At 59.5% G+C, this 21,186-nt stretch carries 20 protein-coding genes; 8 read left to right on the top strand and 12 right to left on the bottom strand.

From position 1 onward, the window contains the following. Nucleotides 1-2: 2 nt before the first annotated feature. Complete coding sequence (locus ACQRBT_RS12540) at nucleotides 3-521, bottom strand: hypothetical protein (RefSeq protein ID WP_198762574.1); 519 nt, start codon at nucleotides 519-521, stop codon at nucleotides 3-5. 166 nt (nucleotides 522-687) lie between these two features. Between ACQRBT_RS12540 and ACQRBT_RS12535 the strand changes: the two genes are divergently transcribed. After that, nucleotides 688-1,701, top strand: coding sequence for a sensor domain-containing diguanylate cyclase (locus ACQRBT_RS12535; protein WP_090368645.1), 1,014 nt, complete (start codon nucleotides 688-690; stop codon nucleotides 1,699-1,701). A 3-nt stretch (nucleotides 1,702-1,704) separates the two neighbouring features. Here the strand turns inward: ACQRBT_RS12535 and ACQRBT_RS12530 are convergent, their stop codons facing one another. Further along, a complete protein-coding gene (locus ACQRBT_RS12530; RefSeq protein WP_412046721.1) occupies nucleotides 1,705-2,733 on the bottom strand; it encodes an amino acid ABC transporter substrate-binding protein in 1,029 nt (342 codons plus the stop codon). A gap of 143 nt (nucleotides 2,734-2,876) precedes the next feature. Between ACQRBT_RS12530 and ACQRBT_RS12525 the strand changes: the two genes are divergently transcribed. From ACQRBT_RS12525 to ACQRBT_RS12510, 4 genes are all read left to right on the top strand, one after another. Further along, on the top strand, nucleotides 2,877-3,770 hold the full coding sequence (locus ACQRBT_RS12525; RefSeq protein WP_104994771.1) for a LysR substrate-binding domain-containing protein: 894 nt from the start codon (nucleotides 2,877-2,879) through the stop codon (nucleotides 3,768-3,770). 88 nt (nucleotides 3,771-3,858) lie between these two features. Beyond that, complete coding sequence (locus ACQRBT_RS12520) at nucleotides 3,859-5,109, top strand: 2-aminoadipate transaminase (RefSeq protein ID WP_161550051.1); 1,251 nt, start codon at nucleotides 3,859-3,861, stop codon at nucleotides 5,107-5,109. 105 nt (nucleotides 5,110-5,214) lie between these two features. Continuing rightward, nucleotides 5,215-5,718, top strand: a complete 504-nt coding sequence (locus tag ACQRBT_RS12515) for a DUF6622 family protein (RefSeq protein ID WP_244385108.1) — start codon at nucleotides 5,215-5,217, stop codon at nucleotides 5,716-5,718. Between the two features lie 69 nt (nucleotides 5,719-5,787). Further along, a complete protein-coding gene (locus tag ACQRBT_RS12510) occupies nucleotides 5,788-6,492 on the top strand; it encodes a hypothetical protein (RefSeq protein WP_060754358.1) in 705 nt (234 codons plus the stop codon). A 145-nt stretch (nucleotides 6,493-6,637) separates the two neighbouring features. Here the strand turns inward: ACQRBT_RS12510 and ACQRBT_RS12505 are convergent, their stop codons facing one another. After that, on the bottom strand, nucleotides 6,638-7,729 hold the full coding sequence (locus ACQRBT_RS12505) for a pyridoxal phosphate-dependent aminotransferase (protein ID WP_412046720.1): 1,092 nt from the start codon (nucleotides 7,727-7,729) through the stop codon (nucleotides 6,638-6,640). Nucleotides 7,730-7,825: 96 nt separating this feature from the next. Further along, nucleotides 7,826-9,181 (bottom strand): serine hydroxymethyltransferase, encoded by a 1,356-nt coding sequence (glyA, locus tag ACQRBT_RS12500; RefSeq protein ID WP_412046719.1) that lies wholly within the window; start codon nucleotides 9,179-9,181, stop codon nucleotides 7,826-7,828. A gap of 242 nt (nucleotides 9,182-9,423) precedes the next feature. Here glyA and ACQRBT_RS12495 point away from each other — a divergent pair, with 242 nt between their 5' ends. Together ACQRBT_RS12495 and ACQRBT_RS12490 are read left to right on the top strand one after the other, a co-directional pair. Continuing rightward, a complete protein-coding gene (locus tag ACQRBT_RS12495; RefSeq protein ID WP_081087003.1) occupies nucleotides 9,424-10,029 on the top strand; it encodes a helix-turn-helix transcriptional regulator in 606 nt (201 codons plus the stop codon). Continuing rightward, nucleotides 10,016-10,900 carry a queuosine precursor transporter gene (locus tag ACQRBT_RS12490; protein ID WP_060754361.1) on the top strand — a complete coding sequence of 295 codons (885 nt, stop codon included), beginning with the start codon at nucleotides 10,016-10,018 and terminating at the stop codon, nucleotides 10,898-10,900. The genes ACQRBT_RS12495 and ACQRBT_RS12490 overlap by 14 nt, the downstream gene beginning before the upstream one ends. 135 nt (nucleotides 10,901-11,035) lie before the next feature. On the opposite strand, the gene queC is transcribed toward ACQRBT_RS12490, so the two are convergent. The 8 genes from queC to hmpA form a co-directional block, all read right to left on the bottom strand. Then, nucleotides 11,036-11,734 (bottom strand): 7-cyano-7-deazaguanine synthase QueC, encoded by a 699-nt coding sequence (queC, locus tag ACQRBT_RS12485; protein ID WP_090368631.1) that lies wholly within the window; start codon nucleotides 11,732-11,734, stop codon nucleotides 11,036-11,038. A gap of 178 nt (nucleotides 11,735-11,912) precedes the next feature. Next, nucleotides 11,913-12,800, bottom strand: coding sequence for a heme o synthase (gene cyoE, locus ACQRBT_RS12480; protein WP_060754363.1), 888 nt, complete (start codon nucleotides 12,798-12,800; stop codon nucleotides 11,913-11,915). A gap of 11 nt (nucleotides 12,801-12,811) precedes the next feature. After that, complete coding sequence (cyoD, locus tag ACQRBT_RS12475) at nucleotides 12,812-13,147, bottom strand: cytochrome o ubiquinol oxidase subunit IV (protein WP_060754364.1); 336 nt, start codon at nucleotides 13,145-13,147, stop codon at nucleotides 12,812-12,814. Next, nucleotides 13,147-13,773 carry a cytochrome o ubiquinol oxidase subunit III gene (locus tag ACQRBT_RS12470; RefSeq protein WP_060754365.1) on the bottom strand — a complete coding sequence of 209 codons (627 nt, stop codon included), beginning with the start codon at nucleotides 13,771-13,773 and terminating at the stop codon, nucleotides 13,147-13,149. Before ACQRBT_RS12470 ends, cyoD begins: the two co-directional genes overlap by 1 nt. Nucleotides 13,774-13,776: 3 nt before the next feature. After that, the gene (cyoB, locus tag ACQRBT_RS12465; RefSeq protein ID WP_060754366.1) at nucleotides 13,777-15,795 is read right to left on the bottom strand and encodes a cytochrome o ubiquinol oxidase subunit I; all 2,019 of its coding nucleotides are present in this window, start codon (nucleotides 15,793-15,795) and stop codon (nucleotides 13,777-13,779) included. Nucleotides 15,796-15,798: 3 nt separating this feature from the next. After that, nucleotides 15,799-16,740, bottom strand: coding sequence for a ubiquinol oxidase subunit II (gene cyoA, locus ACQRBT_RS12460; RefSeq protein ID WP_090368627.1), 942 nt, complete (start codon nucleotides 16,738-16,740; stop codon nucleotides 15,799-15,801). Nucleotides 16,741-17,532: 792 nt separating this feature from the next. Further along, nucleotides 17,533-18,039, bottom strand: a complete 507-nt coding sequence (locus ACQRBT_RS12455) for a disulfide bond formation protein B (protein WP_060754368.1) — start codon at nucleotides 18,037-18,039, stop codon at nucleotides 17,533-17,535. A 161-nt stretch (nucleotides 18,040-18,200) separates the two neighbouring features. Beyond that, nucleotides 18,201-19,382 carry an NO-inducible flavohemoprotein gene (gene hmpA / locus ACQRBT_RS12450; RefSeq protein ID WP_060754369.1) on the bottom strand — a complete coding sequence of 394 codons (1,182 nt, stop codon included), beginning with the start codon at nucleotides 19,380-19,382 and terminating at the stop codon, nucleotides 18,201-18,203. 147 nt (nucleotides 19,383-19,529) lie between these two features. Between hmpA and norR the strand changes: the two genes are divergently transcribed. After that, entirely contained in the window at nucleotides 19,530-21,080 is a 1,551-nt protein-coding gene (gene norR / locus ACQRBT_RS12445; protein WP_104994777.1) for a nitric oxide reductase transcriptional regulator NorR, read from the top strand. Nucleotides 21,081-21,186 lie beyond the last annotated feature (106 nt).

Below are 21,186 nucleotides of genomic sequence, written 5' to 3'. Positions count from 1 at the left end.
GGCTAAAAGTCTTTGCTGATCAAAGGGTGCCAACGTCCTGTATCCCGAATATCCATAATCGAAGGGTGAGTGTACACGCCCCCTCTTCGCAGCGGAGCAGCGCCATCGCCACGCTCGGTCATCTTTTGACGCGAGACGTTTATGGTCCAGTCGCCCAGTGCTCTGTAGGTTGGGTAAGCGTCGACCCGCTCGACACGTTCCCACCAACGGAGATCGCCATGATCGATTTGTTTTTCAGCATTCCGCCCAGCTATGCCTCCCTGCATCCGGATCGCAGTGTCACGCCTGACCGGCCCCCAACCGTAAAACCCAAGCCTGCGCCCGAGCCTGGCCCCGCCATCGATTTCAGCGGGCGCCGAAACAAAGCGGCTCGCCCAGGCAATCTGGATAGCCTTGGAGGCGGAAGCGTTCTTTAAACGCTGCTTGAGATTTTTGGCAGGAGCGAGCTTGCTCGCGAAAAACTCACAGGCGCCGCGCTCATTCAGGCAACCCGCGTTATCGTTGACGTTTTTCGCGAGCAAGCTCGCTCCTACATCGGCATGAGTGATGGCTCATAGCCACAACTCTAAAGCAGTATTCTCGCCCTATTCAAAGCCCACGGCCCACGAGGTAAAGTAGCGCCAGCCACGGAGTATCGGCGTCAACCATGATTGGCCCTCAGAGCCAATCCAAGCAGGGAGCGCGCATATGGACGATACCTCCGACAACCCGCCGCTGAGGAACGATTTTTCCGACCTCAACAGCGAACTGCTTCACGCGGTCATGGAGTTGGTCAGCGATGGGATCTGGGATTGGAATGCCAATACCGGCTTCGTCTACCGCAACCCCGGCTGGTACGACATGCTCGGCTACCCCCGCCACTCCATGGAGAACAGCGTATTCACCTGGGAGAACGTGATCCACCCGGATGATTACCCGCAAGTCATGACACTGTTCGATGACTACATTCATCATCGTGCGCCCTTTTACCGAACCGAATACCGCTGCCGCAAGGCCGATGGCACTTACCTGTGGATCGAAGACCGTGGCTACATCATCGCGCGCAATGACGACGGCTCGGTGGCGCGCATGGTCGGTGCCCATCGCGATATCCAGATACGCAAATCCTCGATCGAACAGCTTGAGCGACGTAACCAGTCCCTGGAAGCCCTGGTGGCCGAGCGCACCCGCGAGCTCTCGCGGGTCAACCAGCAACTGCAATTGCAACTGGAAGAAAACCGTTCCCTGGCTGAACGCGACGCCCTGACCCACGTGGCTAACCGCTACTGCCTGGAGAAAGTGCTGCTGGAAGAATGCGAGCGCGCCGAACGCTTTCGTTCGCCGCTGGCGCTGGTGGCCATGGATATCGATGACTTCAAGCCGATCAATGATCAGCACGGCCACGCCGTCGGTGACCAGACCCTGGTGCGTGTGGTGGAGAGCCTGTCGGCCTGCGTACGCGAGGGCGACCTGCTGGCGCGCTGGGGCGGCGACGAGTTCATGTGGGTCTTGCCCAAAAGCTCGCTGGCGGTTGCCAGGGCGCTGGCCGAAGAGGCCCGCCGCGCCATGCACGAGGCTCCGGCGGTAGGTGCGTTCGCCCTCACGTTGAGCATGGGGGTGGTGGAACGTCGGCCGGGTGAGTCTCCCGCCGCCCTGGTGGCAAGGGCCGATCAAGCGTTGTATCGGTCCAAGGCGGCGGGAAAGGACAGGGTGTCGGAATAACGATCAGCGCACCGGCGGCGCGTACTGGATGCCGCCTTCACTCCACAATGCATTCAGCCCGCGCTTGATCTTCAATACGCTGCCCTGGCCGATGTTGCGCTCGAACACTTCGCCATAGTTGCCCACCTGCTTGACGATCTGCACCACCCAGTCCTTGCGCAGTTTCAGGTCCTTGCCATATTCACCGTCGGCGCCGAGCAGACGGGCGACGTCGGGATTGCGGGTGGTCTTGGCTTGCTCTTCGACGTTCTGCGAGGTGATGCCCATTTCCTCGGCATTGAGCATGGCGAACAGCGTCCACTTGACGATGCTGAACCACTCATCGTCGCCCTTGCGCACCAGCGGCCCCAACGGCTCCTTAGAGATCACTTGCGGCAGCACGACGAATTCGTCCGGGTGGGCCATCTTGATGCGCTGGGCGTACAGGCCCGACTGATCGGTGGTCAACACATCGCAACGCCCGGATTCCAGGCCCTTGGCGCTTTCATCGGCGGTATCGAAGGTGATCGGCGTGTACTTCATGCCGTTGGTACGAAAGTAATCGGAGACGTTGAGTTCGGTCGTTGTGCCGGCCTGGAGGCAAATGGTCGCACCGCCCAGTTGCTTGGCGTCGGTCACGCCCAACTTGTGGTTCACCAGAAAGCCGATCCCGTCGTAGTAGGTCACGCCGGTGAACACCAGGCCCATGCCCGAATCACGCGAACTGGTCCAGGTGGTATTGCGTGAAATCACATCGACTTCACCCGATTGCAGCGCGGTGAAACGCTCCTTGGCGGTCAGCTGGCTGAACTTCACTTTCGAGGCATCGCCAAATACCGCTGCGGCGACGGCATGGCACACATCGACGTCGATCCCGGTCATCTTGCCCTGGCTGTCCGGTACGCCGAAACCCGGCAGGCCGTCGCTGACCCCACACTGGATAAAACCCTTCTTCTGAATCGCGTCCAGTGTTGCGCCCGCGTGCGCAGTACCGGCCAAGGCCAAGGCTGCAGTGGTGCCGATCACGGCCAAGGTGGTTTTGAATGGGTTCATGCAAGGCGCTCCCTGTCATTCCTTTTTATTCGGCGCTGCACAGCCCGCGCCGGTTTATAGTGATGCCAGGCAGTATCGGCGGGTTTCCCGCCTGCCACAAACGACCTTTCGGCAAAGGCTCCTTCCGATTTGGAATGAACTGCATGATTTCAAAACGCTTGACCCCTTCGATGACCGCCTTGCAATGCTTCGAAGCGGCCGCCCGCCACCTGAGTTTCACCCGTGCCGCTGAAGAACTGCACCTGACCCAAAGCGCAGTGAGCAAGCAGGTGGCGCAACTGGAGGAGATGCTGTGCCACAACCTGTTCGAACGGGTGCGCCAGCGCTTGTACCTGTCACCGGCAGGTTCGCTGTACCTGGCCGAAGTGCACAAGATCTTGACCCAGGTGGATATCTCCAGCCGCTATATCCTCACCTACGGCGGCGAGACCGAAGTACTGCGCATCGCGACCCAGCCAACGTTCGGTGACCGTTGGCTGGTGCCCAAGCTCAAGGATTTCGCGGCCAAACATCCCAATATCCACTTGGACGTACGCAACGAGCTGGAGCCTTTTGACGTGCTGCAGGCCAAGGCGGATATCGCGTTTTTCTTCGGCCAGGGCTCATGGCCGGGGGCGACCTGCATCGAGTTGTTTCACGAGGCGGTGGTGCCGGTCTGCGCACCGGGGTTCGTCGCCGAGGGCAGCGATGCCTCTTCGCGCCATACCCTTCTGCAGTGCACCTCGCGCCCGGAAGCCTGGCACGAGTGGTTTCTGGAGCAGGGCCTGCACTCGCAGAACAGCTACCACGGGCCGCGTTTCGATACGTTCTACATGTGTATCCGTGCGGCGCAGTCGGGTTATGGCGTGGCGTTGGTGCCGCAGTATCTGGTGGCCGAGGAGTTGGCCAGCGGCAGCTTGATGATCCCGTGGAACTACGCAATGCCCAGCGCTGGCGCGCATTTTATTGCCCATGCCGAACATGCCGGCGATATCCCCAAAGTGAAGGCCTTCCTGAACTGGATAGTCGACTACGTCGGCGCACATCCTGACTTTTAATAATGACCCGGCGACTTTATTTCGTTTGCGACAGGGCCGGGCGTGCGGCTTAGATAAAAAACGCCCGCCACTGCCGAGTCCGAGAGTCATGAGCCACGCCACCATCAGCCAGTCGATTTCCATCGTTCACCCGATCAGCCTCAGCCACGGCAAGAACGCCGAGGTGTGGGACACCACGGGCAAACGCTATATCGACTTTGTCGGCGGCATTGGTGTGCTCAACCTCGGCCATTGCCACCCAGGCGTGGTCGAGGCCATTCGGGAACAGGCCACGAAGCTGACGCACTACGCGTTCAACGCCGTGCCCCACGCGCCCTACCTCCAATTGATGGAACGCCTCAGCGCGTTCATTCCGGTGGGTTACCCAGTGAGCGGCATGCTCACCAACAGCGGCGCGGAAGCCGCTGAAAATGCCTTGAAGATCGTGCGCGGCGCCACCGGGCGCACGGTGGTCATCGCCTTTGACGGCGCCTTCCATGGCCGTACCCTGGCCACCCTCAACCTCAACGGCAAGGTCGCGCCCTACAAGCAAAAGGTCGGCGTACTGCCAGGCCCCGTGTATCACCTGCCCTACCCCAGCGCCGACAACGGCGTCACTTGCGCCGAAGCGCTGAAGGCCATGGACCGCTTGTTCAGCGTGGAAATCGATGTCAGTGACGTCGCCTGTTTCATCATCGAACCGGTGCAGGGCGAAGGCGGCTTCCTGGCCCTGGATATCGAGTTTGCCCAAGCCTTGCGGCGCTTCTGCGATACGAACCACATCCTGCTGATTGCCGATGAAATCCAGTCCGGCTTTGGTCGCACCGGCCAACGCTTTGCGTTCTCGCGACTGGGCATCGAACCGGACCTGATCCTGCTCGGCAAAAGCATCGCCGGCGGCGTGCCCTTGGGCGCCGTAGTCGGCCGTAAACCTTTGCTCGACAACCTGCCCAAGGGCGGTCTGGGCGGCACCTATTCCGGCAACCCCATCGCCTGCGCAGGCGCATTGGCTACCCTCGATGCAATGACGGATGCCCACCTGAAAACCTGGGGTTCACAGCAGGAAGAAGCCATCACCCGCCGTTATCACGCCTGGCGCACACAAGGCGTGTGCGCGTACCTGGGCCGCATGACCGGCGTGGGGGCCATGCGCGGCATCGAGCTGGTCAATGCCGACGGCACGCCGGCCTCCAAACAACTGACCCAACTGCTGGAACTGGCGCGGGACGCAGGCTTGCTGCTGATGCCCAGCGGCAAGTCGCGGCACATCATCCGCCTGTTGGCACCACTGACCATCGAGCCTGCGGTGCTGGAGGAAGGGCTGGATATCCTGGAGGCGTGTCTGCGGCAGTTGGCTTAAAGTGATACAAGGAGCACTCTGAAGGCTTCGGAAAACCTGAACCGCTTCAGCGCTACCTGAGCCTTCTGAGAATAAAACCCACACATTTCTGCAAGGACGCACACCATGCTCGACATCCTTCAAGGCACGCCCCTGTGGGTGTACGCCGTTTATGCGTGGATTTGTTACTACGGCATCAAAGCCTGTATGGGTGGCCGTGAGAATCGTCGCTCGCTGATGATTCTGCCGGTGGTTTTGGTGGTGTGGTCACTGACGTCATTGGCGCCGTCAATACTCTCGAGCAGCGCCTGGGCGGGCGGCGCTGTGGTGGGGAGCCTGCTGGGGATGTCGTTGTTCAACGCCAATGGCGCCCGACTGGATGCCAAGGGTGAAACCCTGGTGCTGGCAGGCACATGGAAAACCTTGCTGGTCTCACAGCTGTTTTTTGCAGTGAAGTACTATTTCGGCTACCAGCAGGCGGTGCACCCGCTACTGTTGAGCACGCCACAGATGCTGGCGGTGGTCGGTGGCGTCTCGGGGCTTACCGTTGGTCTGTTCTGCGGACGGGCCGTACGGCTGCAGCGGGCGCTGAACGCTTTGCGTCGCGATAAGGGCATTGTGCTGCCTTGACCTGACTCCCCTGCCCCTTGAAAATGCGCGACGCTTTTTTGTCCCGCTTACTGAAGTAGTGAAATTTCAATGTCCGATTCGCACACCGAAGAATCCGTAGTCGCCTTGCACTCCAAAGCTGAATACGAAAACGCCATCAATCTTTCACAGCATGTGCCTGCCGCCAAGATCATCAGCGAGATGGTGTTGGACGCGTTCCACACCTCCAAGGAAAGCGACCAGATCCGCGAACTGCGCGTCGCTATCCGCCAGGCCCACGATGCCTTCGACGATGACAAAGCCTACGACCTGATGGGCCAGCTCAAGCAACTCAAGGACGCCGAAGCCGCCGACAACGCTGCGCTGGAAAACCTCAGCAGCCAGTTTTCGATCAGCCGCATCCTGTCCAGCTTCAAGGACGACCCCGAGTTTCAGGAACTGGTCTACGGCCTGGCCCTCAAGGTGCTGAACCAGAGCCACCAGGCCATCAGCAACCCAAGCGCCGGCAAGGGCAAGGCGGCCCGCGCCAAGAAAGAAGCCGAAGTGTTTGTGATCAGCAAAGACGGCATCAGCGTCACCCTGCCGCTGCGCACGCCACGCTCCAAACTGAACGTGGACCGTGAGGCGCTTGAGTTCCTTGGTTTTGCGTTTGTGGGTGAAGGCAGCGAAGCCGAACTGGAAAGCGAAACCTTCATCGATAACAGCGGCGTGGAGCAGCCGGTCACGCGCAAAAGCATCGTGACAGCCCTGCAACAGCAGAGCGCCTTTGACGGCTACGCCATCGCCGCGCAATAAGGGCGTTCATGCCTGTGGTGAGGGAGCTTGCTCCCGCTGGGCCGCGCAGCGGCCCCAGCTTTGGGTTTGAAAAGACTGGGCCTGCTTCGCAGTCCAACGGGAGCAAGCTCCCTCGCCACAGTCGCAGCGTTGCGCCTTTGGCCGACTAAGCGTTCATCACCTGCCCCGCGAACACTTCACGAAAGCGTTCCATCTCCTGCTGGGTGCCGACTGTCACCCGCACCCACTGCGGCCAGTTTTTCCAGACCCGCCCCACCATCACGCTCTGTGCCGCAAGCCGCTCGATGACGTGCTCGGCGGGCTGTTTCACGTCGATCATGAAGCAGTTGCTCTGCGAGAGCGTGCAGGTGAAGCCGCGGGACTTGAGCCAGGCCAGCGTTTTTTCGCGCACCCGGGCATTGAGCGCCTTGCGCTGCGGCAGCAGCGTGACATCTTCCAGGCTCGCCCGGGCGCCGAGCAAGGAGGACGCGGCCGGTACGTTATCGCCACCGAACACTGCCAGCCGCTCCAGCAACGTCGGGTGGCCGATTGCCAAGCCCAGCCGCGCGCCGGCCATGCCATAGATTTTTGAGAATGTGCGCAGCACCAGCAAATCGTCATGGTCCTTGACCCAGCTCACGCAACTGGGGGCATCGGAGAAATCGATATAAGCCTCATCCACCACCAGCACGCAGCCTTCGGGTTTGTTTGCCAGCGCTTGGCGGATCGTCGCGCTGGGCGTCAGGGTGCCGGTCGGGTTGTTGGGGTTGCACAGGTAAAGCAGGCCCGCCTGGGGATCAGCGGCGAGCATGGCGGGCACATCATGGGCGTGCCTGGCATCGAGGTTCACTTCGTGCACCGGCGCCTTGTGCGACTCGGCAGCCTGGCGCGGCAGTTCGTAGGACGGCGTGGCCATCACCAGGCTGCGGGCTTCGCTGGTGAACGCCACCAAGGCGTAGCGCAGTGCGGCCATGGAGCCGGCAAGCACGGCCACGTGGTCTTCCGGGATGGCCTGCTGCTGGGCGAATAAAGCGGCCAACGCGTACATGTCCGGGTAGGGATAACGCCCGGACGTCGCGATCCCACGCTGCATCGCCTCACGAGCAGCGCCCGAGGGGCCGTAGGGGCTTTCGTTGTAGTTGAGCAATACCTTGTCAGACGCTGCCGCCGCCGGGCTGGCGAGCGCCCAATCCAGACGCCCGAGTATCGGCAGGGCCGCGCCGACGGCAAGAAGGGAACGACGACTCACGCTGACCATGGTAACGACTCCTCGTAGGCGGGGATGGATTCGCACAGCTCATACAGAGGAGTATGACGAGGAGAACACCGGCTGATTTAACCGGGCACTGGGCGATCAGCGCTCCAGGTAGTCGATGATGGGGTAGCTCGCACACAACGCCTGCACCTGCGAACGCAGCTGTTCGCGTACCGCAGGGTCCTGCCGGTAATCCTCCTCGCCCAGCGGTGTCACGCTGTCCAGCACCTGGCAAATCAGCGCGACAACCTGCCGGCAGCCCGGCGGGTCGATCATGCGTTGCGCCATGGAACCGGTTCCGATACACACGCCGCTGGTGACCCATGACGAGCGCGTCTCACCCGGTACGCGATGCTTGTTCACCAGCAGGCCGCAGCCCTCCAGCGCCGACTCCGCGATGGCGCCGTTCATGGCGCCGCGCAACCGGATCAGCACCGTGTGGTTTTCGCTTCGCCCACCCACGACGTCATAGTCATGCGCCTGAAAAGCGCGGGCCATTTCATCGGCAAGTGTACGAACCCGCTCCATGCAGGCGTCGAATGCCGGCGACTTGGCGTACCCCAGGGCAGCCGCTTTAGCCGCGATCATATTGACTGCCGGTGCCCCCTGCATGCGAGGAAAGACGGCCTGGTCGAGGACGCGGCTGAAGGTCGACTTCAAGCCGGGCACCTTGGTATTCGCATCGCGCCCGGACAGGATCAGCCCACCACGAGGGCCGCCCAATTGCTTGTGCGTGCAGGTAATGGTGACATGGGCTGCGTTGATCGGGTTGGGATGACGTCCGGTCACGACCAGCCCGGCAATGTAGGAAATGTCAGCGAGCAAGATGGCGCCGGCCTCATCGGCAATCTCGCGAAACCGCTCGAAATCCACCACCCGCGAGTAAGCCTGCGCCCCGCAGATGATAATGCGCGGACGATGCGCGAGGGCCAGGCTGCGCACCTGCGCGTAATCGATGAGGCCGTCGGCGGTGGTACCGTAACGGATGGCTTTGTAATAGGCGCCCGTGAGTACAGCCGGGCTGCCGAGGGCGAGATCGCCGTCATGGTCGTGGGCCATGCCCAGCAAGGTATCGCCCGGTTCAAGCAGCGCTGAGAGGACTTGGGAGATCGCACTGGAGGCCGAGTGCGACTGCACGCTTGCGTAGTGGGCATCGAACAGTTCCCGCGCCCGGCGAATGGCCAGGGCTTCGACTCGGTCGACGTTCTCGCAGCCCGTACGATGACGCCTGCCCGGCATGCCTTCCGCCGTGACATTGACCAAGGCCGAGGCACTGGCCACCAGCGTATGCGGTTTAACGGCGCAGGATGAAGAGACCAGCGATAAGGTGCGGTGCTGTCGCGTGACTTCCGCATCGAGGATGCTCGCCAGCTCAAGGTCTTCAGCGTGCAGATCCGCCAGGCCACGACGCAGCAGGTCGGCCTGGTCTTTCAGTGGTGCGGTATTGAGTGCCATCAGTGCGGTTCCCTTCCAGGGTGTTGCGAGCCGATTCGTCCTGAACCGAGGCATTCAATTAAACAGAAATTTAAACATTTTCCCAATTAAATGTTCATTTCTGCGCGCACAGATGACGGCAAAGCAGCGAGGCAGAGCATGCGGGACTTTATTGTTGTGGCCGACGCGTGCAACACTCGCGACGCCGTGCAACTGGCGGTGTGGAAAACGGACGTTTATACCTAAAGGGAAGTGGTGAGCACGTGATACACAAACGGGAAAAAACCGAGCACTTGAAGAGCAACATCAAGTACTTGATCAAAAGCCGTGGCGAAACCCAGCTTTCGCTAAGCAGTGCCGCCGGCCTGACCAGGACCACCATCTACAACATCCTGGAAGGCAAGGTCGTCAACGTACAGCAGTCGACCATTCGCAAGATCTCCGACTTCTTCGGTATCTCCTACGACGAGATCGAGACCGTCGATTTCGAAGCCAAGGAAATCCTCGAGAGCAGTGTCTCCCCTCTGGGCAACATGAATCCCGCAGCCGTGCCGGTGCTCAAGGAAAGCCAGGTGATGCAGAACCTGGACAAGCGTATTGGCGAACTGGCCACGCGGTATCCGTTGACCTACTACTTCGGCACCTGCTGCAACCTGATCGGCGTGCGCCTGGAGCGCGGCATTCCCGGCATCAACGAAGCGGGTGATTTATTGATCGTGCAAAAAGGCACGTCGAGCCCCGGCAAGGAAAAGTTGGTGTACGACAGGGCCATCCGCAAGCTGTTCATCACCCTTGACGCCTGTAGCGCTTCGGAACGCCTGTGCGTGATCGGCGACATCATCGAGGAGCGCTTCAATGACAACGTATGAAGCGAGCGTTGAAAACAGCAACTACAAGCTGCTGGGGTTTGAGAATGACAAGAGCCTGGCGATCATCATGGTGATTGCCACCGGCAAGGTCATCAAAATGAAACTGAGCGAAGTCATCAACAGCGAAATAATGGACAACCTGAACAAAATGGAAGTCAAGAACCTGTACAAGAAGTTCTATTCGCAGGGAGGCACGCTGACCGCCTATGACTTGAACGATCGTAACGAGAACTCCTGGATGATCTACATCATCCTCAACCTGCTGTTGTTCACCTTCTATATTTTTACCAGCATCGCCGCGACCAAACCCATTTACCTGGAGTCGCTGGGCATCATCGTCACGCCGGGCACCTTCCTGTATCCGCTGACCTTCCTGATCGTGGACCTGCTCAACGAGCAGTTCGGCCTGCGCCTGGCCAGAAGGGCCATTCTGTTTGCGTTTGCCAGTAACGCGATGATCATCATCCTGCTCTATGGCTCGACCTTCCTGCCGGGGCTGCCGGGCTGGAAGCTGGATGGGCCGTACAACGACGTGATCATCCAAGTGTCCTCGGTACTGGTCGCCTCCTCGGTGTCGTTCCTGGTGTCCGAGAATATAAACTCGTACTTGCTGTGCAAGATCAAAGAGCTGACCAACTCCCAGTACCTGTACCTGCGCATCTTCCTCAGCACATTCTTCGCGGTCATCATCGACAGCTTCCTGTTTTGCTTCATCGCCTTCTACGGCGCGATGCAAACCAGCGATATCCTGAGCATGATCTACGTGCAGATCGCGATCAAAGTCGGCTTTGCCTTCTTCAATATCCTGCCTGCCTACGGTGCGCGCGCATTGTTCAAGCGCTGGATCACCGGCACTACGGCAACACTGTAACCTGTGGCGAGGGAGCTTGCTCCCGCTGGGTCGCGTAGCGGCCCCAGCTTTTGGTTTGAAAAGACTGGGCCTGCTACGCAGTCCAGCGGGAGCAAGCTCCCTCGCCACAGGTGAGCGGTTGCTCGCGGGAATTACTTAATTCAGCTGCAACTTCTGCTTCAGGCTCTGCATGACTTCAGCCTTGTTCTGCAGGTAGTCATTCAAGCCCCGTGCACGCAGGTTGCACGCGTCGCAGTTACCGCACCCCGTACCGATGATGCCGTTGTAGCAGGTCAGGGTCTGATGGCGCACTAGCTCCAACTGGTTGTGATAGTCGGCCAGTGCCCAGGTCTCGGCCTTGTTCAGCCACATCAACGGGGTGTCCAGGTGCAGCTTGTATTCCATGCCCAGTTCCAGCGCCTTGTTCAGCGCCTTGACGAACTCATCGCGGCAATCGGGGTAACCCGAGAAGTCGGTTTCGCAGACGCCGGTAATCACGGTTTCAGCCTTCACCTGGTAGGCGTAGATCGACGCCAGGGTCAGGAACAGAATATTGCGCCCCGGCACAAACGTGCTCGGCAGGCTTTCGCCCGAGCTGTTCACGGTCGGCACTGGGATGTTGTCGCGGGTCAGGCTGCTGATGGCCAGTTCGCCGAGCAAAGACACATCCATCACTTTGTGAACGGTGGCGCCCAACTGCTTCGCAAGCTGCTGGGCGACTTCAATTTCCGCCACATGGCGCTGGCCATAATCGAAGGTAATGCAGTGCACTTCGTCATACCGCGTCAAGGCCTGGATCAGACAGGTCGTCGAATCCTGCCCGCCACTGAAGACCACAACGGCTTTTTTACTCATCTCTGCGCTTCCTGCATTTGTAGAATGTGGGTGTAAGAGCGAGCTTGCTCGCGAAAAACGATAACGATAACGCAGCGAGTCCGGTTTGGCACGACGCCCTCAGGTTTTTCGCAGGCAAGCCAAAATATAAAAAACCCCGCGCTTCTTTCGAAGGCGGGGTTTTTCATTGCTCCAAGACTCAGTGTGCGTAGGTCAGCAACAGCTCTTTCGGTACTTGGAAATCCAGGGACATCATCACGCTCAGCGCGGTGATGGTGAAGATCGAGAACACGAACAGCTTGCGCGCCCAGACGGTGTCATCCACCGCCTTGTAACCGGTCCAGGCCATGTACAACCAGTACATGCCCATGGCGGCCGCAACGGCGAGGTAGCTCATGCCGGCGTAGCCACTGAAGGTCAACATCAAGGTCGCCAGGAGGAAGGCCAGGATGTAGAGCAGGATGTGTTTCTTGGCCACCTGGATGCCACGCTTGACCGGCAGAACCGGAATCGAGGCAGCCAGGTAGTCATTGAAGCGGAAAATCGCGATGGCGTAGGAATGCGGCATCTGCCACAGGCTGAACATCACCAGTAGCGTCAGCGCGGCCATGTCGAAGCTATTGGTCACAGCCACATAACCAATCACCGGCGGCATCGCCCCCGACAGACTGCCCACCAGCGTGCCGTGAACCGACTTGCGCTTGAGGTACAGGCTGTAGAGGCCGACGTAGATGACAAAGCCGATCACGGCAAACAGCGCCGCCAACGGGTTGGCCACCTTGTACAACAGGGCCACACCGGCAACACCCAGGACGGTCGCATAGACCAGTGCCAGTTTCAGGGAAATAAGCCCCTGCACCAGCACGCGGTTCTTGGTGCGTTCCATCTTGATATCGATGTCACGGTCGATGCAGTTGTTGAAGACACAACCGGAAGCTACCACCAGGGACGTGCCGATCATTGCAGCCAGGAAGATGGCCAGATCGACATGTCCCTTGGAGGCCAGGAAGAAACCGCCCGCCACAGAAAGCACGTTACCGAAAATGATCCCCGGTTTGGTGATTTGGATAAAGTGCTTAAGCGACATCGGGTCTTACCTCACTTCGCCATCATGTAGGTGTGGATGCTGAACATGATCCACAGCGACAGACCAACCAACAGAACGATCACCAGGCCTGCGAACACGAATGCAATCACGTTCTCACGCTGGGCCGCAGAGCGGTCCAGGTGCAGGAAGTACACCAGGTGAACCAGAACCTGAATCACCGCGAACGCCAGGACGATCATCAAGGTGATCGACTTCGGCAAGGTTGGGTACATCACCAGGCCGAACGGGATCAGGGTCAGGATGACCGACAGGATGAAGCCGATAGCGTAAGACTTGACGCTGCCGTGGCTTGCATCGTGGCTGTCATGGGAGTGTGCATTAGCCATTACAGAGTCCCCATCAGGTAGACAACGGTGAATACGCAGATCCAGACCACGTCCAGGAAGTGCCAGAACAGGCTCAGGCAGCTCAGGCGAGTCTTGTTGGTGTTGGTCAGGCCGTGCTTATTGACCTGATACATCATCACCGCCATCCACAGCAGACCTGCCGACACGTGCAGACCGTGGGTACCTACCAGCGTGAAGAACGCGGACAGGAAGCCGGAACGGTGCGGGCCGTAGCCTTCGGAGATCAGCAGGTGGAACTCGTTGATCTCCATGCCGATGAAGCCCAGGCCGAACAGGAAGGTCAGTGCCAACCAGCTCAGTACGCCTTTCTTGTTGCCCTTGTAGAAGGCCAACATGGCGAAGCCGTAGGTGATCGAACTGAACAACAGCAAGGCGGTTTCGCCGAGCACGTAAGGCAGTTCGAAGATGTCGTGGCCCGACGGGCCACCGGCAGTGTTGTTTACCAGTACCGCGTACACCGCGAAGATCGACGCAAACAAGATGCAGTCGGTCATCAGGTAGAGCCAGAAACCGAAAACGGTCATCGGCCCCGAGTCGTGGTGATGGTCATCGTGCCCATGGTCATCGACATGGGCGTGTCCAGCATTGGTCACTAAGTTCGACATGGTTTAAGCCTGTTCCAACGAGGTTTCTACACGGTTGGCCGGAATCTTCTTCTCGGCTACCAGGCGAGCGTGCTGCTCGGCTTCGATGCGCTCGATCGTCTCGACCGGCACCATGTAGCCTTGATCATCACGGGCAGCGTGAATGATGAAGTAACCGATAGTGCCGACCAGGCTCACGATTGCCAGCCACCAGATGTGCCAGATCATCGCGAAACCGAATACGGTCAACAGGCCGCCCATCACCACGCCAGTGGCGGTGTTGCTTGGCATGTGGATCGGTTCGTAGTGCTTAGGCTTCTGGTACGCAGTACCGTTTTCCTTGGCTTCGGTGAACGCATCAATGGTGTTCGCAGTAGGGATCACGGCGAAGTTGTAGAACGGAGGTGGCGACGAGGTCGACCATTCCAGGGTGTGGCCGTTCCATGGGTCACCGGATTCGCACATGTTCTGCTTGCGATCACGCACGCTGACGTACAGCTGGATCAGCTGGCAGGCGATACCCACGGCGATCATTACCGCACCGAACATGGCGACGTACAGGTACGGCACCCACTCAGGGTTGGTAGTGGCGTTCAGACGACGGGTCATGCCCATGAAGCCCAGAGCATAGAGCGGCATGAATGCAACGAAGAAGCCCGAGATCCAGAACCAGAACGCAGCCTTGCCCCAGCCTTCGTGCAGCTTGAAGCCGAACGCTTTCGGGAAGTAGAAGGCGAAACCAGCGATGTAGCCGAATACCGCACCACCGATGATCACGTTGTGGAAGTGAGCGATCACGAACAGGCTGTTGTGCAGTACGAAGTCAGCACCCGGAATGGCCAGCAGTACGCCGGTCATGCCGCCGATGGCGAAGGTCACCATGAAGCCCAGGGTCCACAGAACCTGGCTGGTCATGCGCAGACGACCGTGATAGATGGTGAACAGCCAGTTGAACAGCTTCACCCCCGTCGGGATGGAAATCAGCATCGTTGCCAGGCCGAAGAAGGCGTTGACGCTGGCACCCGAACCCATGGTGAAGAAGTGGTGCAGCCAAACCATGAAGCCCAGGATCGAGATCGCGCCGGAAGCGTAGACCATCGAGTGGTGACCGAACAGGCGCTTGCCGGTAAAGGTCGAGATCACTTCGGAGAAGATACCGAACGCCGGCAGGATCAGGATGTACACCTCAGGGTGACCCCATGCCCAGAACAGGTTCACGTACATCATTGGATTGCCACCAAGTTCGTTGGTGAAAATGTGGAAATCCAGGTAACGGTCAAGCGACAGCAGCGCCATGGTAGCGGCCAGGATCGGGAACGAAGCCACGATCAGGACGTTTGCCCAGGTGCAGGTCCAGGTGAAGATCGGCATGTCCATCAGTTTCATGCCAGGGGCGCGCATTTTCAGGACGGTGGCCAGGAAGTTGACCCCCGTCAGCGTCGTCCCGAGCCCTGATAGCTGTAGCGCCCAGATGTAGTAGTCCACACCCACGCCCGGACTGTACTGAATGCCCGACAATGGCGGATACGCAACCCAACCGGTCTTGGCGAATTCGCCGACGCCCAGGGAAACGTTGATCAGCACCACGCCGGAAACCAGCAGCCAGAAGCTCAGGGAGTTCAGGAACGGGTAGGCAACGTCACGCGCACCGATCTGCAGCGGCAAGGCAAGGTTCATCAAGCCGGTGAAGAATGGCATCGCCATGAAGATGATCATGATCACACCGTGAGCGGTGAAGATCTGGTCATAGTGTTCAGGTGGCAGGTAGCCAGGCGAACCCTCGGTGGCCATGGCCAACTGGGTACGCATCATGATGGCGTCGGCAAAACCACGCAGCAGCATGACCATGGCAACGATGACGTACATGACGCCGATTTTCTTGTGGTCGACCGAAGTCAGCCATTCGGTCCACAGGTAGGACCACTTCTTGAAGTACGTGATACCTGCAACCAGTGCCAGACCGCCCAGCGCGATCATGGCGATGGTCACCATCACGATCGGCTCGTGGAACGGGACCGCATCCCAACTTAATTTACCAAACATCGTTTACTCCTCTGCCCCAGCAGTTGAATGCGAGCCCGTGTCAGCACCTTCAACCACGGCCACTTCTTTCTTCTCGTGCTTGACCGGCTTGCCTGGCTTCATACCTTCGTACTTGTCGACGATTTTCTGAAACAGGTTCGGCTCATACGCGGAGTACAGAGCGACTGGGTTGTTCTGGCTTGGTTTGGCCAGGGCGTCGTATTCAGCTTGATCAAGCTGTTTAGGTGCGGCCTTGACTTCGGCTACCCAGGCGTTGAAATCTTCCTGGCTCGTCGAGATCGCTTTGAATTTCATGCCGGTGAAGCCAGCGCCGCTGTAGTTGGCGGAGATGCCTTCCATTTCAGCTTTCTGGTTGGCGATCAGGTGCAGCTTGGTCTGCATGCCTGCCATCGCGTAGATCTGACCGCCCAGGGCTGGGATGAAGAACGAGTTCATCACGGCGTCGGAGGTGATCTTGAAGTTAACCGGGGTGTGCTCCGGGAATACGATCTTGTTGACGGTGGCGATACCCAGGTCCGGGTAGATGAACAGCCACTTCCAGTCCAGCGCGACCACTTCGATGTTGATCGGCTTGGCGTCGGATTCCAGCGGACGGTATGGGTCCAGTGCGTGGGTGGACTTGTAGGTCACATAACCCAGGGCAATGATGATGAGGATCGGGACCAGCCACACCGCGATTTCGATCTTGGTGGAGTGCGACCACTTCGGCGCGTAGGTGGCGCTGGTGTTCGACGCGCGGTATTTCCAGGCGAAGGCGAAGGTCATGATGATCACAGGAACCACGACCAGCAGCATCAGCAGGGTGGCGGTGATGATCAGGTTTCGTTCATCCAGACCGACCTGTCCTTTTGGGTCGAGCAAGGTCCACTTGCAGCCTCCCAGCATTAACAACATGCCAAGCAGCGGCAAAAAGCCTAGTAATCGGGGGTACCTGTTTTTACTCATCTCACGACCTCTAAAGCAGCTTGCGCAATGCAGTTGGGTTTTGATCGCCAACACTTCACCCTGCCAAGGGTTGGCATTTCTCTTCGATTGAATAAGAGCCTGCCCATCACGTCATATATGTACGTTTCACGGACCTGCAGTGAGTTCTTATTCGATTTCGTGGTTAAAGGCCTTGTTACAGACCAATTCCATTTGGTGCGGATAGTTGAAAGGCTGCCGGAACCTGGGGTCGCACAGAGCCTTCCATCTGCTCCTCGACCGCTCCAATGCTCAAATATTGAACAGCACCGGACATTCAGTGCGGGCGATTGTAGTTAGCTAGCGATGTATAAACCATGTCTTATAAAGAAATAATTTTTATCGATTACAGCAATAATCCTTCACCATTCTTGCAACGGTTCGCGATCTTATCGCGTTCGATTCTCAACAAAAACCACAAAAATTGCCGTGTTATTGGGCAAAGGGCCACATCCCTTACAGCCTGTAAGGGCATGCCAAACGCGGGCAAGTGCCCATAAAACAAGGCATTCGCAGACCGCTCCGACACTCGAACGCTGCACGCTTTGCGCGGTCTTACACGCCACGAATTGACAGCACAATTTGCGCGTTTGGCGCAAATTTAATGGCCTGTGGCACGGCTCGGAAACGTCCTGCGACAGCCTCCGTGTGACAACATGTCGCACACTGCGCGCACCTGAAATTGCTCCTTGTCACGGCAGTTTCACAAAATCCCTACAAAGCAAAACGCCCCGGCCTTCCTTCAAGAAGGACCGGGGCGTTTTCGTCAGCGACTCAGTGGTTGCGTTGACGGTTACGGTAAATGCCCAGAGGCACCAGGATCACCGTAAGCACGAACGCCACCAGTGCCCATTGCGCCAGGGACAGGCCGAGGATCGGCGGGTACGGCGTGCTGCAAAAGCCATCGACCTGGAAACCCAGCGGGAACACCTTGGCCAGCGGCAGTTCATCGACAATCGGCTGCAATACATCCACACCGCAGCTGACCTCGGGGAACAACTGGGTGTACACATGATGCCCCGCGGCGGCGACGCCACCCAGCGCACTGAGTACGACCAACCCTTCGAAGAACGTGAGCGCGCCCTTGGTACGCATGGCTGCACCGATGAACGCGAACACCGCGATCAACAGCAAGGCATAGCGTTGCAGGATGCACAGCGGGCACGGCGCCTCGCCCAGCACCACTTGCATGTACAGCGCCCCGCCGATCAGCGCCAGGCAGATGATGCCCAGCAACACCAGAAAGCGTCGCTCCCTGCCTAAACGCAATTCGTCACTCATCCCCGTTTCCCTTTGTCGTTGTGCCAATGGCCGCAAGTTTACACACAGGGAGTGGTTTAAACAGACAAGGGTTAACAGCAGATTAATCTGGGCAAATAGAGATCCAAATGTGGGAGGGGCTTGCCCCCTCCCACACATTGAACAGCGTTGTTCCCGCGAAATTACTCCAGCGCCGCCGCCGGGCCGAAGAATTCATAGCGGCTTTGCTTCTCCGGCACACCCAATGCCTTGAGGTGACGCTTGATCGCCGCCATGAAACCTTTAGGCCCCAGGAAGTAGGCATCCACATCACGCTGCTCAGGCAACCACGCCGCCAGTTGCTCGCGGGTCAGCATGCCGACTTTGTCCGCCGCCGCGCTCACGCCGTCATCCTCGGCATAGCAGTAAAAGCGCTTGAGCTGGGGATGTTGGGCAGCCAGGCCATCCACCCAGTCGCGAAACGCATGCACCCCGCCGTTACGCGCACAGTGAATAAAATGCACCGGCCGCGCTGTCGCCAGGGCCGCTTCGAGCATCGGTAAGGTCGGCGTGATACCCACCCCGCCGCTGATCAGCACCAGCGGCTTGTCGCTGGCCGCCAGGGTGAACTCACCCGCCGGCGGGAACAGCTCGATAGTCGCGCCGACGTGCATCTGGTCATGCAGGTAATTGGAGACCCGCCCATTGGCTTCACGCTTGACGCTGATGCGGTACAGGCCCTTATCGGTCAGGGCCGACAGGGAGTAGTTGCGGCGCACTTCCTCGCCGTCGAGCAACAGCTTCATGCCGATGTATTGCCCAGGTGCGGCCGCCAGGATCGGGCCGTTATCCGCCGGGGCGAAATAGAAGGAGCTGATCTCATCGCTCTCCTCCACCCGTTTGACCAGGATAAACGGCCGCGCACCGCGCCAGCCGCCCGGGGCCTGGGCTTTCTCGTCGTAGATGGCGGCTTCGGCGCCGATCAGGATGTCCGCCAACTGGCCATAAGCCGCCCCCCAGGCACTGAGCACTTCAGGGGTGGCGATCTCGCTGCCCAGCACCTCGGCGATGGCGCGCAGCAAGCAGCCACCGACGATCGGGTAGTGTTCCGGCAGGATCTGCAAGGCCACATGCTTGTTGATGATCTTCGCCACCAGGTCGCCCAGTTGGTCCAACTGGTCGATATGCCGTGCGTACATCAACACGCCGTTGGCCAAAGCCCGAGGTTGGTCGCCGCTGGCTTGGTGGGCCTGGTTGAACAATGGGCGAACCTGCGGGTATTCGCTGAGCATCATGCGATAGAAATGCGTGATCAGGGCTTCGCCGCCGCTTTCCAGCAGGGGCACAGTGGATTTGACGATGGCACGGTCTTGGGCACTAAGCATGGCTGACTCCTGGGTCTTCTTACTGATTGCCCTTACCTACTCAGCATTCGTGCCAACTTTTTATCGGTTATTTTTCAATGAGTTAAATATTTTGTAGTCAGTATGACCTCCTACAACTTATAGTCATAAGGACTACAAGGAGTCATTATGACTGCGCAATCGTTGCTCACGACCCTGCTGCCTCTGGTCGCCGACTTGTCCCGCGAGCTGCCTGAGGGCGAGCGCTACCGCCGCTTGCTACAAGCCATGCGCGCCCTGCTGCCGTGCGATGCCGCCGCGTTGCTGCGCCTGGACGGCGAATGGCTGGTGCCCTTGGCGGTCGACGGCTTGAGCCCCGATACCCTCGGGCGGCGTTTCAAGGTCAGCGAACACCCGCGCTTTGCCGTGCTGTTGAGCAGCCCCGGCCCGACCCGCTTCGACAGCGACAGCGAACTGCCCGACCCTTACGACGGCCTGGTCGATGGCGTGCATGGGCATCTGCAAGTGCACGACTGCATGGGATGCCCGCTGTTTGTCGACGATCACCCCTGGGGCCTGCTGACCCTCGACGCCCTGGATACCGAGCGCTTCGAGCGCGTCGAACTGGATGCCCTGCAAGCCTTCGCCAGCCTCGCGGCCGCCACCGTCAACGTCGCCGCACGTATCGAACACCTGGCCCTGCGTGCCGAAGATGAGCACCAGCGCGCCGAGATTTATCGTCAGGCCAGCGGCCAGCAGCACAAGGAAATGATCGGCCAGAGCAAGGCCCACAAGCGCCTGGAGGAGGAAATCAAGCTGGTGGGCAGCAGCGACCTGACCGTGCTGATCACCGGCGAAACCGGGGTGGGCAAGGAATTGGTCGCGCAAGCCCTCCACGCCGCTTCGCACCGCGCCGAAAAACCACTGATAAGCCTCAACTGCGCGGCGCTGCCGGAGACGCTGGTGGAGAGCGAACTGTTCGGCCATGTGCGCGGTGCCTTCACCGGCGCGTTGAACGAGCGCCGGGGCAAGTTCGAGCTGGCCAATGGCGGCACCTTGTTTCTGGACGAAGTGGGCGAATTGTCGCTGAGCGTACAAGCCAAACTGCTGCGCGTACTGCAAAGCGGCCAGTTGCAGCGCCTGGGCTCGGACAAAGAGCACCAGGTGGATGTGCGCCTCATCGCCGCCACCAACCGCGACCTGGCCGAAGAAGTGCGCAATGGCCGTTACCGCGCCGACTTTTACCACCGTCTGAGCGTGTACCCGCTACAAGTGCCGGCGTTGCGCGAACGTGGCCGCGATGTGCTGCTGTTGGCGGGGTTCTTCCTGGAGCAGAACCGCTCGCGCATGGGCTTGGGCAGCCTGCGCCTGAGCAGCGACGCGCAAGCGGCGCTGCTGGCCTACAACTGGCCGGGCAATGTACGCGAGCTGGAGCATTTGATCGGACGCAGCGCCCTGAAGGCCCTGGGCAACTGTCGCGAACGCCCGAAGATCCTGAGCCTGAGTGCCCAGGACCTGGATCTGCCCGACATCAGCACGCCGCCGGCGATCGAAACGCAGCCCGAATCAGCCCCCGTAGTCGCTGGCGACCTGCGCCAGGCCACCGAGCACTACCAGCGCCAGCTCATCAGCGCCTGCCTGGAACGCCACCAGCACAACTGGGCCGGCGCCGCCCGCGAACTGGGCCTGGACCGCGCCAACCTGGGCCGCATGGCCAAGCGCCTGGGCCTCAAACCGTAGTGAGCGGGCTTGCCCCGCGCTGGGGGGCGAAGCCGCCCCAACAAAGACGCCGCGGTATTTCAGGAGGACCGAGGTGCCTGGGTTTGGGGCGGCTTCGCCCCCCAGC

The sequence above is a fragment of the Pseudomonas sp. R19M genome, from assembly GCF_050312585.1.
GTDB classification, from domain to species: domain Bacteria; phylum Pseudomonadota; class Gammaproteobacteria; order Pseudomonadales; family Pseudomonadaceae; genus Aquipseudomonas; species Aquipseudomonas palleroniana.
Note: the sequence above shows the minus strand (reverse complement) of the source record. Positions and strands in the feature narration are given on the sequence as shown.

Coding starts and splice junctions, on each gene's coding strand:
- ACQRBT_RS12535 (WP_090368645.1), top strand. CDS start 688: ATGGACGATACCTCCGACAACCCGCCGCTGAGGAACGATTTTTCCGAC.
- ACQRBT_RS12530 (WP_412046721.1), bottom strand. CDS start 2,733: ATGAACCCATTCAAAACCACCTTGGCCGTGATCGGCACCACTGCAGCC.
- ACQRBT_RS12525 (WP_104994771.1), top strand. CDS start 2,877: ATGATTTCAAAACGCTTGACCCCTTCGATGACCGCCTTGCAATGCTTC.
- ACQRBT_RS12520 (WP_161550051.1), top strand. CDS start 3,859: ATGAGCCACGCCACCATCAGCCAGTCGATTTCCATCGTTCACCCGATC.
- ACQRBT_RS12515 (WP_244385108.1), top strand. CDS start 5,215: ATGCTCGACATCCTTCAAGGCACGCCCCTGTGGGTGTACGCCGTTTAT.
- ACQRBT_RS12510 (WP_060754358.1), top strand. CDS start 5,788: ATGTCCGATTCGCACACCGAAGAATCCGTAGTCGCCTTGCACTCCAAA.
- ACQRBT_RS12505 (WP_412046720.1), bottom strand. CDS start 7,729: ATGGTCAGCGTGAGTCGTCGTTCCCTTCTTGCCGTCGGCGCGGCCCTG.
- glyA (WP_412046719.1), bottom strand. CDS start 9,181: ATGGCACTCAATACCGCACCACTGAAAGACCAGGCCGACCTGCTGCGT.
- ACQRBT_RS12490 (WP_060754361.1), top strand. CDS start 10,016: ATGACAACGTATGAAGCGAGCGTTGAAAACAGCAACTACAAGCTGCTG.
- queC (WP_090368631.1), bottom strand. CDS start 11,734: ATGAGTAAAAAAGCCGTTGTGGTCTTCAGTGGCGGGCAGGATTCGACG.
- cyoE (WP_060754363.1), bottom strand. CDS start 12,800: ATGTCGCTTAAGCACTTTATCCAAATCACCAAACCGGGGATCATTTTC.
- cyoD (WP_060754364.1), bottom strand. CDS start 13,147: ATGGCTAATGCACACTCCCATGACAGCCACGATGCAAGCCACGGCAGC.
- ACQRBT_RS12470 (WP_060754365.1), bottom strand. CDS start 13,773: ATGTCGAACTTAGTGACCAATGCTGGACACGCCCATGTCGATGACCAT.
- cyoB (WP_060754366.1), bottom strand. CDS start 15,795: ATGTTTGGTAAATTAAGTTGGGATGCGGTCCCGTTCCACGAGCCGATC.
- cyoA (WP_090368627.1), bottom strand. CDS start 16,740: ATGAGTAAAAACAGGTACCCCCGATTACTAGGCTTTTTGCCGCTGCTT.
- ACQRBT_RS12455 (WP_060754368.1), bottom strand. CDS start 18,039: ATGAGTGACGAATTGCGTTTAGGCAGGGAGCGACGCTTTCTGGTGTTG.
- hmpA (WP_060754369.1), bottom strand. CDS start 19,382: ATGCTTAGTGCCCAAGACCGTGCCATCGTCAAATCCACTGTGCCCCTG.
- norR (WP_104994777.1), top strand. CDS start 19,530: ATGACTGCGCAATCGTTGCTCACGACCCTGCTGCCTCTGGTCGCCGAC.